The following is a 10,035-nucleotide window of genomic DNA, read 5'->3' on the forward strand; positions in this document are numbered from 1 at the left end:
GGGGCGCCGGGGGCGGCGGGCGGGGCGGCGTCCGTCGTCGCCTGGACGACCTCGTCGTCAGGGAAGACCCGCGAGAAGAGGCCCGAGGACACGGCCTCGGCCCCGCTCATCAGACGTCCGGTGTAGATGAGGTCGAGCGTCTTGTGGGCCCCGAGGCGGTCGAGGAACAGCGCATGACCGCCGGAGTCGAGCGTCGCACCGAGCGCGGCGAACGGGGAGCCGATCTTCGCGGACTCGGCGACGTAGACGACATCGGTCGCGATCAACAGGCCGAGTCCCACCCCGAGGCAGGCGCCGTGCGCGACCGCGAAGGTCGGCGCAGGGAACCGCGCCATCCGCTGCAGCAGCGGGGTGACGAGCCCACCGAGGTAGCCGAGCACGTCGTCGTCGCGCGGGTCGACGCCCGAGATGTCCCGGCCGGCGCAGAACGCACGCCCCTCACCGCGGAGTACCAGCGCGCGCACGCCCGCGACCTCCGCGGCCTCGTAGGCGGCATCCAACTCGGCCAGCGCCCGCTCGTCGAGAGCATTGAGCTTCGCCGGCGCATTCAGCACGATCGTCGCGACATCGTCGGCGACGGTGAGGTCGATCATGGGGGCTCCTGGTCAGACGTCGTAGTCGACGACCACACGGTCGCTGGTCGGGTGGGACTGGCAGGTGAGGACGGACCCGCGTTCGAGCTCGTCCGGCTCCAGGGCGTAGTTCTCGGTCATCGTGACGCTGCCCTCGAGCACGCGTGCTCGGCAGGTGCCGCAGACCCCGCCCGCACAGGCGAAGGGCGCATCGGGGCGCACGCGCAGGGCGGCGTTCAGTACCGACTCGTGCGCATCGACCGGGCTCTCGACCGTCGATGAGACACCGTCGAGGGTGACCTCGATCCGCACGGTCTTCTCGCCGGCCCGCACCTGCACCGGACGGGCCGCGCGCGCGGGCTCGTCGCCGGTCGTGAAGAGCTCGAAGCGGATGTGCGAGCGGTCGACGCCGACATCGGCCAGCACCTCGCGGCAGAGGTCGACCAGGGCGAGCGGTCCGCAGAGGAACCACTCGTCGACGGTGGCCGGAGGGATGAGCGTGCCGAGGATCGTCCGCAGCTTCTCCTCGTCGATCCGGCCCGAGAGCACCGGGGCCGCCCGCTGCTCGCGGGAGAGCACATGGTGCAGCACGAGTCGCGTCGGATACCGGTCCTTGAGGTCGGCGAGGTCCTCCAGGAACATCACGTCGAGCGTGGCGCGGTTCGTGTACAGCAGGGTGAACCGCGACGTGTCCGACCGGGTGAGCACCGTGTGGGCGAGAGCCATCAGCGGCGTGATGCCGGAGCCCGCGGCGATCCCGACCACGTGCCGGTCGTCGAGGTCGGGAAGCGCCGAGGTGAACGTGCCCTGCGGGCTCATCACGTCGATCTCGAATCCGGGCTGGAGCCCGGTCTGCGCCCAGGTCGAGAAGAGCCCGCCCTCATCGCGCTTCACTGCGACGCTGAGGCGCGTGTCCTGCCCGTCGTCGCGGTGCTCCGGCGCGCGGCACAGCGAGTAGGAGCGCCGCACCTCGACCCCGTCGAGCGTCGTGCGCAGGGCGACGTACTGTCCGGGCAGGTGGTCGTACTCGTCCGCGAGCGCGGCGGGCACCGTGAACGTGACCTCGACCGCGTCGTCGGTGAGCGGGCGCACGTCCTCGACCGTGAGCGTGTGGAAGCGGGCGCGCTTTCGAGGAGCGGTCTCGCGGGCGGTCGTCGCGCGGGGGACGGATGCCGGCGCGGACGTGAAGAGCGACATCTCAGTGCACCTTGAAGTGGTCGAAGGGCTCGAGGCAGGCCCGGCATTCGAACAGCGCCTTGCACGAGGTGGAGCCGAAGTGGGACACCTCACGGGTGTCGAGGGAGCCGCAACGCGGGCAGCGCACGCTCAGCGAGAGCCGGATCGGTCCGGTCGACACCGCGGCGCGGCCGGACGGCGGGGCGATGCCGTAGGCGGCGAGCTTGGCCTTGCCGGCATCCGACATCCAGTCCGTCGTCCAGGCGGGCGAGAGGACGAGGCGCACCTCGACCCGGTCGTATCCCGCCGCCGTGAGCGCGAGGATGACGTCGTCGCGGATCGTGTCCATCGCCGGGCAGCCGCTGTAGGTCGGGGTGATGTCGACCCGCACGCGATCACCGTCGGCCTCGACCGCGCGGAGCACACCGAGGTCCTCGATCGTGAGGACGGGCACCTCGGGGTCGGGGACCGCCGCGGCGATGCGCCAGGCATCCTGGGTGGGGGTCCGCGTCACCATGACGCCCCCGGATGCCGTCGTGCGAGCACCTGCATCTCGGCGAGGATGTGGCCGAGGGGTGTCGCGTGGGTGCCCTGCCGTCCGCCGGCGGAGGATGCCGCGATTGCGGGCACCGACAACTCCGCCTCGGCGAAGACCGTATCGACCACGCCGTCGAATCCGGCGCGGAGGCTCGACGGGCGCACCGCGGCATCACCGAGACGCTCGATCAGGTCGTCGTCGCGGAACAGCTCATCGACATACGGCCAGACGTCTCCGATCGCGCGGACGATCCTGGTGCGGGACTCCTCGGTGCCTCCGGCGAGGCGCAGCATCCACTGCACCGCGTGGTCCCGGTGGTAGTCGACCTCTTTGAGGGACTTCTCCGCGATCGCCGCGAACGTCTCGTCGCTGCTCGCCCGGAGGGCCGAGTACAGCTCGAACATGTAGGTGGCCACCACGAACTGCCGGGCGATCGTCTGGGCGAAGTCGCCGTTGGGCTGCTGCACGATCCAGGCGCAGCGGAACTCGGGCTCGTCGCGGAAGAAGGCCAGGTCGTCTTCGCTGCGCCCGTCGTACGACCCCGCGTAGTGCAGGAAGGAGCGCGCGTGCCCGAGCAGGTCGAGGGCGATGTTCCCGAGGGCGACGTCTTCTTCGAGCTCGGGGGCTCGCGAGATCCAGGCGCCGAGTTGCTGGGAGAGGATGAGCGCGTCGTCACCGAGGCGCAGCGCGTACTCCGCGATGTCGGCCGATGCCGCGACCGCGCCGGTGCCCGAGAGCTCCTGCGAGAGGCGGAGCTCCTCGACCGAGACGTCGCCGTGGACGTCGCCGTGGACGTCGATGTCCTCGTGCGCGGTGTTCGGGTGTGCGATGCTCACAGGTGCGGCACCCCCTCGGAGGCCGTGTAGTACACGGCATGGCGGTAGTTCTTGCCGGCGGGGCTCTCGAAGTAGGCGCCCTTGGCATCCGGATCGCTCGTCGTGATCGCCTCGGCCGGTGCGACCCAGATCGACACGCCCTCACCGCGGCGGGTGTAGAGGTCGCGGGCGTTGCGGGTCGCCATCTCGGCGTCCGGCGCATGCAGCGAGCCGACGTGCACGTGGCTCAGCCCGCGGTTCGCGCGGACGAAGACCTCCCACAGTGGCCAGGGTTCGCGTTCGTCGGCACCGGGAGTCGCCATCACGCCACCGCCTTCTTCTTCAGGGACTGCTTGCGGGCGTACTCGGCCGCGGCCTCGCGCACCCAGGCGCCGTCTTCGTGAGCCGTGCGACGGCGCTCGAGCCGCTCGGCGTTGCAGGGACCGTTGCCGCGGAGCACCTCGAAGAACTCGTCCCAGTCGATCTCGCCGATCACGTACTGCCCGGTCTCATCGTCGAAGCGCAGCTCGGGGTCGGGCAGCGTGACGCCGAGGATCTCGGCCTGCGGCACGAGCATCCCCACGAAGCGCTGACGCAGCTCGTCGTTCGTGAAGCGCTTGATCTTCCACTTCATCGACTGGGCGGAGTTCGGGGACTGGTCATCGGGCGGCCCGAACATGGCGAGGCTCGGCCAGTACCAGCGGTTCACGGCATCCTGCGCCATCTCGCGCTGCTCGTCGGTGCCGCGCATGAGTGAGAGCAGGATCTCGAAGCCCTGGCGCTGGTGGAACGACTCCTCCTTGCACACCCGCACCATCGCGCGTCCGTAGGGGCCGTACGACGCGCGGCACAGCGGCACCTGATTGCAGATCGCGGCGCCGTCGACGAGCCATCCGATCGCGCCCATGTCGGCCCAGGTGGGCGTGGGGTAGTTGAATATCGAGGAGTACTTGGCTTTGCCGCTGATGAGCTGGTCCATCATCTCGTCGCGGGTGGTGCCGAGGGTCTGCGCGGCGGAGTAGAGGTAGAGCCCGTGACCCGCTTCGTCCTGCACCTTGGCCATCAGGATCGCCTTGCGCTTGAGGCTCGGGGCGCGCGTGATCCAGTTGCCCTCCGGCTGCATGCCGATGATCTCGGAGTGCGCGTGCTGGGAGATCTGGCGCACCAGGGTCTTGCGGTACGCATCGGGCATCCAGTCGCGCGGCTCGATGCGCTGCTCGTTCGCGATGAGCTCGTCGAAGAGACGTTCCTCATCGGAGATCTCGCCCACGAGGGACAGGTCTGCGGGACTGGTCATCATCGACTCCTCGGCATCAGGCCATCTTTACTGACCGATCGTTAGGTAATTCTGACACAGCGGATGGCCGGTTTCAAGACGGCCCTGAGTGCGGCTCAGTGTGAGCGGGAGATCAACGCCAGCAGCGCGCGCCCATATGCTTCGGACGGATCCGGATGCTCGAAGACCGAAGTGGCGTCCGCGATCTCGATCTCGACCCGGAAGGTGTCCTCGACGCGCGACAGCGAGCGGAACGTGCCGCGCAGCAGCTCGCGCAGCTGATCCTCCCGCGGCAGCCACACCGCGTCGGCGAGCGTCACCGCGTCGAGCGCCCACTCGGTCGTGCCGTTGAAGGCGAGGTCGGTGCCGCTCGGGGTCTGTCTGGCCTCGATCGTCATCTCGCTGACCGTGAAGATCTCGGCCTCCGCCTCGAGCTCGACCTCATCGGGGAGATCGAGCTGGAAACGGTCGCCCTCCGCCGGGTGCCAGACGAGTCCGGCCTCTCGAAGGGTGACGGCGAGCTCGCGAGTGATCATCCCTTCACGCTAGACGACGGAGGATCGCCCGGGATGCGAGCGGGCTGGGGATGAGGGGCCGGTCGTGTCGGCGGGGTGAGGCAGAGTGGAGGCATGACCTCCCTCGCTCCTGCCGACACCCGGGGCGCCGCGCTCGCCGCTCTGCGCGAGCTCGTCGGCCGACCGGGCGCCGACTTCCACGACGGCCAGTACGAGGCGATCGAGGCGCTGGTCGAAGGGCGCCGGCGTGCGCTCGTGGTGCAGCGCACGGGATGGGGCAAGTCCGCGGTGTACTTCGTCGCGACGCTGCTGCTGCGACGTCAGGGCGCGGGACCGACCGTGCTCGTCTCGCCGTTGCTGGCGCTCATGCGCGACCAGATCGCCGCCGCCGAGCGTGCGGGAGTACGCGCGGTCGCGATCAACTCCACCAACGCGCACGAGTGGTCCGACGTGCTCGCTCAACTCGATCGCGACGAGGTCGATGTGCTGCTGGTCTCGCCCGAGCGGCTCAACAACCCCGCTTTCCGCGAGCAGCAGCTGCCGGCACTCGTCCGTCGCATCGGCATGCTCGTGGTCGATGAGGCGCATTGCATCAGCGACTGGGGGCACGACTTCCGCCCCGACTACCGGCGGCTGCGTGACCTGATCGCGCAGATGCCGGCGGACGTGCCGGTGCTCGCGACCACCGCGACCGCGAACAGTCGGGTCGTGGCCGATGTCGCGGAGCAGCTCGGCAGCCTCCAGGCCGCCGAGGGTGACGCGGCGCCCGTGCTCACGATCCGCGGGCCGCTCGCACGGACCTCGCTGCGTCTCGGCGTGCTGCGGCTGCGCGACTCGGCGAGCCGCCTGGCCTGGCTGCTGAGCCACCTCGATGATCTGCCGGGGTCGGGCATCATCTACACGCTGACCGTCGCCGCGGCGGTCGACACGGCCCGGCTGCTGCGTGATCACGGGCACGATGTCCGCGCGTACACCGGGCAGACCGACACCGACGAGCGCGCGGAGTCCGAGGGGATGCTCAAGCGTAACGAGGTCAAGGCGCTGGTCGCGACTAGCGCGCTGGGCATGGGGTTCGACAAGCCCGATCTGGGCTTCGTCCTGCACCTCGGTGCCCCATCCTCGCCTGTGGCCTATTACCAGCAGGTCGGCCGTGCCGGTCGAGCGAGCGAGAGCGCCGACGTGCTGCTGCTCCCCGGCGTCGAGGACCGCGACATCTGGCGCTACTTCGCCACCGCGTCGATGCCCGACCGGGAGCGGGCGGAGCGGGTGATCGGCGCGCTCGGCGATGCGCCGATCTCGACGCCGGCACTCGAGGCGATGGTCGACATCCGGCGGACGCCGCTCGAGCTGCTGCTCAAGGTGCTCGACGTCGACGGTGCGGTGCGACGCGTGCAGGGCGGCTGGGTCGCGACGGGCGAGCCCTGGACGTACGACGCGGAGCGCTACGAGCGCATCGCCGCCGAGCGTCTCGCCGAGCAGCAGCACATGATCGAGTACGAGCAGACCGACGGATGCCGCATGGAGTTCCTGCAGCGCTCGCTCGATGATGACACGGCCGCTCCCTGCGGACGGTGCGACAACTGCGCGGGCGGATGGTTCCCCCGCGAGATCGGGGAGTCGGCGACCACCCAGGCCGCGGAGTCGCTCGACCGGGTCGGTGTCCCGATCGAACCTCGTCGTGCCTGGCCCACCGGTGCCGATCGGTTGGAGGTGCCGGTCAAGGGCCGCATCCCCGCCGACGTGCAGGCGGGCGAGGGGAGGGCGCTGGCCCGACTCACGGATCTCGGGTGGGGAGGGGCGCTGCGCGAGCTCTTCGCCGCGGGGGCGACGGATGCCCCGGTGACGCCGCAGTTGCTGCAGGCCTGCATCCGTGTGCTCGCCGGGTGGGGCTGGGACGAGCGGCCGGTGGCCGTGGTCGCCCTGCCGTCGCGGTCGCATCCGCTGCTCGTCGACTCGCTCGCGCGCGGCCTCGCCGACGTCGGACGACTGCCCTATCTCGGAGCGCTCGAACCGGTCGGTGGCGGTCCTACCGGGCAGCCGGGCGGCAACAGCGTGTTCCGCCTCGGCGGCGTCTGGGATCGGTTCAGTGCCGAGCACCTCGACGTTCCGGCGGGGCCGGTGCTTCTCGTGGACGACCTGGTCGACAGCCGGTGGACGATGACGGTCGCCGCCCGGGTGCTACGGCAGGCCGGTGCGACTCAGGTGCTGCCGTTCGCGCTGGCGTTGCGCGGCTGAGTCAGGGCCGGACCGGCGTCAGTCGTCGGCGGGCGCGACGCGGGGCGGCCACGAGGTCGCGCCGAGTTCCCGCGAGATGTTCCTGGCGGTCTCGCGCAGCGCGTTCATGATGGCGTCGGAGGCCGGCGTCTGCGATGTCGGCAGCACCACCGCGACCGCCGCGACGATGTCGTTCGAGGCGTCGGCGACGGGGGCGGCGAGCGAGGACTCGCCCAGCACTGCCTCATCGAACTCGCCCGCGGTGCCGCGCTCCGCGATCGCCGGCAGCTCCAGGGTCAGGCGGGCGACGTCGGTGATCGTGTCGCCCGTGAGGCTGCGTAGCGGCTGCTCGAAGACGCTCTGCTGGAATCCCTGGTCGTAGGCGAGCAGCACCTTGCCCATCGCGGAGGCGTGCGCGGGGATGGCGACGCCGGTCTCGAGCATCTGCTGGCTGTCGTCGGGACGAAGGTTGTGGTGGATGACGAGCACGTCGGTGAAGTGGGGGGCGCCGAGCCGCACGGAGAGGTCGGTGCGACGAGCGAGCTCCTGCGTCCAGCGCATGGCCCGCGCACGCACGTCGAGGGTGTCGAGGTACACGTTGCTCAGGCGCAGCAGCGTCGGCCCGAGCATGTAGCGCTGGCCACCGCGCTCCTTCGCGACGAGGCCGTGCGAGCGCAGCGACTTCACGATCCCGTGCACGGTCGAAGGCGGCAGGCTGAGGGCTGCGGCGAGGTCGGTGATGCCGAGGTGGCGTGCTCCCTGGAGCAGTTCGAGGATCTTCGCCGCGCGGTCGATCGCCTGGATCACGGGGGGAGCCTCCTTCCGGTGCGTCGTCGAGCCGGTGCGTGTGCCGCCGGTCTTCAAGATGATCTTGACAACCCGGCAGGCTCCGAGCATATTCGACATTAACGAATTGCTTTCGGATTGCGCGAAAGAAATCCCGAGGATCAAAGGAGATCGAACGATGAAGAAGCTCATCAACGCCCCCGAGGACGTTCTCGTCGAATCCCTGAAGGGGGTCGCGCTCGCTCACCCCGAGCTCTCGGTCGACCTGGAGAACCACGTCATCACGCGGGCGACGCCCAAGGCGCAGGGCAAGGTCGCGATCGTGTCCGGCGGCGGTTCGGGCCACGAGCCCCTGCACGGCGGCTTCGTCGGCACCGGGATGTTGGATGCCGCCGTGGCCGGCGAGGTCTTCACCTCCCCGACGCCGGACCGTGTCCAGGTCGCCACCAAGGCCGTCGACCGCGGGGCCGGCGTGCTCCACATCGTGAAGAACTACACCGGCGACGTGCTGAACTTCGAGATGGCCGCCGAGCTCGCCTCCATGGAGGGGATCGAGGTGGGCAGCATCACGGTGGACGATGACGTCGCCGTGCAGGATTCCCTGTACACGGCAGGTCGCCGCGGCGTGGGTCTGACTGTGCTGCTCGAGAAGATCGTCGGTGCCGCCGCGGAAGAGGGCCGCGACCTCGCCGCTGTCGTGGAACTCGCCAAGAAGGTCAACGGCCAGGGTCGCTCGATGGGCATGGCGCTCACCAGCTGCACGGTTCCCGCCGCGGGCAAGCCCACCTTCGACCTCCCCGACGACCAGATGGAGATCGGCATCGGCATCCACGGTGAGCCCGGTCGTCATCGCGAACCGCTCGCTCCGGCATCCGACATCGCCCGGCAGCTGGTGGAGCCGATCCTCGCCGACATCGATGCCGCGGGCCCCGCGATCGTGATGCTCAACGGCATGGGCGCGACACCGCTGATCGAGCTGTACCTGATGTACGCCGAGGTCGCGGCGATCCTCGAGAAGTCCGGGGTGCAGATCGCGCGGAACCTGGTCGGCAACTACATCACCTCGCTCGACATGGCGGGCTGCTCGGTCACGGTGCTCAAGGCGGATGACGAGCTGCTGCGCCTGTGGGACGCCCCGGTGAACACCCCCGGCCTGCGGTGGGGTGCGTGATGGCGGCTGTCGAAACCGCTGTGCTCGCCGACTGGGTCTCCCGTTTCGGCGCGGCTGTCACGGAGAAGCGCGACTGGCTCACCGAACTCGACTCGGCGATCGGCGACGCCGACCACGGCGCGAACATGGCCCGCGGGATGAGCGCGGTGAGCGAGAAGCTCGGGGCGAGCACTCCGGCCACGGTCGATGAGCTGCTGAAAACCGTGGGCATGACGCTGGTGAGCTCCGTGGGCGGGGCGAGCGGACCGCTCTACGGCACGTTCTTCCTGCGGATGGGGATGGCGGCCGGTGCCGTGTCGGAGCTCGACGGGCCGGCGCTCGCCGCCGCCCTGCGCGCAGGACTCGACGGCATCGTGGCGCGAGGGAAGGCCGAGGCGGGCGACAAGACGATGTTCGACGCGATGGCTCCGGCCGTCGAGGCACTCGACACCGCGCTCGCCGGAGGTGCGTCCGTCGTCGATGCCGCGAGGACCGCAGCGGATGCGGCCGCGGCCGGCCGCGACGCCACGCTCCCGCTCGTCGCCCGAAAGGGCAGGGCCAGCTATCTCGGCGAACGCAGCGCCGGGCACCTCGATCCGGGAGCCGCATCGACGGCGATCCTGTTCGACACGCTCGCCGCAGCGGTGGAGGGCAGCGCCGGATGATCGGCATCGTCGCCGTCTCCCACAGTGCACGGCTCGGGGAGGCGGCCCTGGAGCTTGCCCTGCAGATGGTGCAGGGCGGCGGGGTGCGCGTGCAGGTCGCCGCCGGCGCGGGAGTGGACGGCGACGGCACGCCGATCCTCGGGACGGATGCAGTGGCGGTGGCCGCCGCGATCGACGAGCTCGCGGCGGACTGCGACGGCGTCCTGGTCCTCATGGATCTCGGATCGGCCGTGCTGAGTGCCGAGCTCGCACTCGAGCTGCGTGCGAGTGACGTGCCCGTGCGCCTCGTGCCGGCTCCGTTCGTGGAGGGGCTGCTCGCGGCGGTCGT

12 protein-coding genes are annotated in these 10,035 nt (G+C 70.3%); 4 read left to right on the top strand and 8 right to left on the bottom strand.

Annotated elements, in window-relative coordinates:
• The 7 genes from ACNPM4_RS04370 to ACNPM4_RS04400 form a co-directional block, all read right to left on the bottom strand.
• On the bottom strand, window positions 1-593 hold a 593-nt coding region (locus ACNPM4_RS04370), incomplete at its 3' end, for an enoyl-CoA hydratase/isomerase family protein (protein ID WP_448984819.1).
• A gap of 12 nt (window positions 594-605) precedes the next feature.
• On the bottom strand, window positions 606-1,769 hold the full coding sequence (gene paaE, locus ACNPM4_RS04375; protein ID WP_448984820.1) for a 1,2-phenylacetyl-CoA epoxidase subunit PaaE: 1,164 nt from the start codon (window positions 1,767-1,769) through the stop codon (window positions 606-608).
• A gap of 1 nt (window position 1,770) precedes the next feature.
• Complete coding sequence (gene paaD / locus ACNPM4_RS04380; protein WP_372468811.1) at window positions 1,771-2,265, bottom strand: 1,2-phenylacetyl-CoA epoxidase subunit PaaD; 495 nt, start codon at window positions 2,263-2,265, stop codon at window positions 1,771-1,773.
• Window positions 2,259-3,122: a 1,2-phenylacetyl-CoA epoxidase subunit PaaC gene (paaC, locus tag ACNPM4_RS04385; protein WP_372468812.1), complete on the bottom strand. Its 864-nt coding sequence runs from the start codon at window positions 3,120-3,122 to the stop codon at window positions 2,259-2,261. The genes paaD and paaC overlap by 7 nt, the downstream gene beginning before the upstream one ends.
• Entirely contained in the window at window positions 3,119-3,424 is a 306-nt protein-coding gene (gene paaB / locus ACNPM4_RS04390) for a 1,2-phenylacetyl-CoA epoxidase subunit PaaB (RefSeq protein WP_448984821.1), read from the bottom strand. The genes paaC and paaB overlap by 4 nt, the downstream gene beginning before the upstream one ends.
• Window positions 3,424-4,398 (bottom strand): 1,2-phenylacetyl-CoA epoxidase subunit PaaA, encoded by a 975-nt coding sequence (gene paaA / locus ACNPM4_RS04395; protein WP_372468813.1) that lies wholly within the window; start codon window positions 4,396-4,398, stop codon window positions 3,424-3,426. Before paaA ends, paaB begins: the two co-directional genes overlap by 1 nt.
• Before the next feature lie 95 nt (window positions 4,399-4,493).
• Entirely contained in the window at window positions 4,494-4,913 is a 420-nt protein-coding gene (locus tag ACNPM4_RS04400) for a hypothetical protein (RefSeq protein WP_029262357.1), read from the bottom strand.
• A gap of 93 nt (window positions 4,914-5,006) precedes the next feature.
• Between ACNPM4_RS04400 and ACNPM4_RS04405 the strand changes: the two genes are divergently transcribed.
• On the top strand, window positions 5,007-7,127 hold the full coding sequence (locus ACNPM4_RS04405; RefSeq protein ID WP_448984822.1) for a RecQ family ATP-dependent DNA helicase: 2,121 nt from the start codon (window positions 5,007-5,009) through the stop codon (window positions 7,125-7,127).
• Between the two features lie 18 nt (window positions 7,128-7,145).
• On the opposite strand, the gene ACNPM4_RS04410 is transcribed toward ACNPM4_RS04405, so the two are convergent.
• Window positions 7,146-7,913 (bottom strand): IclR family transcriptional regulator, encoded by a 768-nt coding sequence (locus tag ACNPM4_RS04410; protein ID WP_029262360.1) that lies wholly within the window; start codon window positions 7,911-7,913, stop codon window positions 7,146-7,148.
• A gap of 157 nt (window positions 7,914-8,070) precedes the next feature.
• Here ACNPM4_RS04410 and dhaK point away from each other — a divergent pair, with 157 nt between their 5' ends.
• The 3 genes from dhaK to ACNPM4_RS04425 form a co-directional block, all read left to right on the top strand.
• The gene (dhaK, locus tag ACNPM4_RS04415) at window positions 8,071-9,063 is read left to right on the top strand and encodes a dihydroxyacetone kinase subunit DhaK (RefSeq protein WP_029262361.1); all 993 of its coding nucleotides are present in this window, start codon (window positions 8,071-8,073) and stop codon (window positions 9,061-9,063) included.
• Window positions 9,063-9,707, top strand: coding sequence for a dihydroxyacetone kinase subunit DhaL (dhaL, locus tag ACNPM4_RS04420; RefSeq protein WP_448984823.1), 645 nt, complete (start codon window positions 9,063-9,065; stop codon window positions 9,705-9,707). Before dhaK ends, dhaL begins: the two co-directional genes overlap by 1 nt.
• Window positions 9,704-10,035: PTS sugar transporter subunit IIA domain-containing protein (locus ACNPM4_RS04425; protein ID WP_448984824.1), on the top strand; the 332-nt coding region annotated here is incomplete at its 3' end. The genes dhaL and ACNPM4_RS04425, both read left to right, overlap by 4 nt.

The organism is Microbacterium umsixpiens (assembly GCF_053543675.1).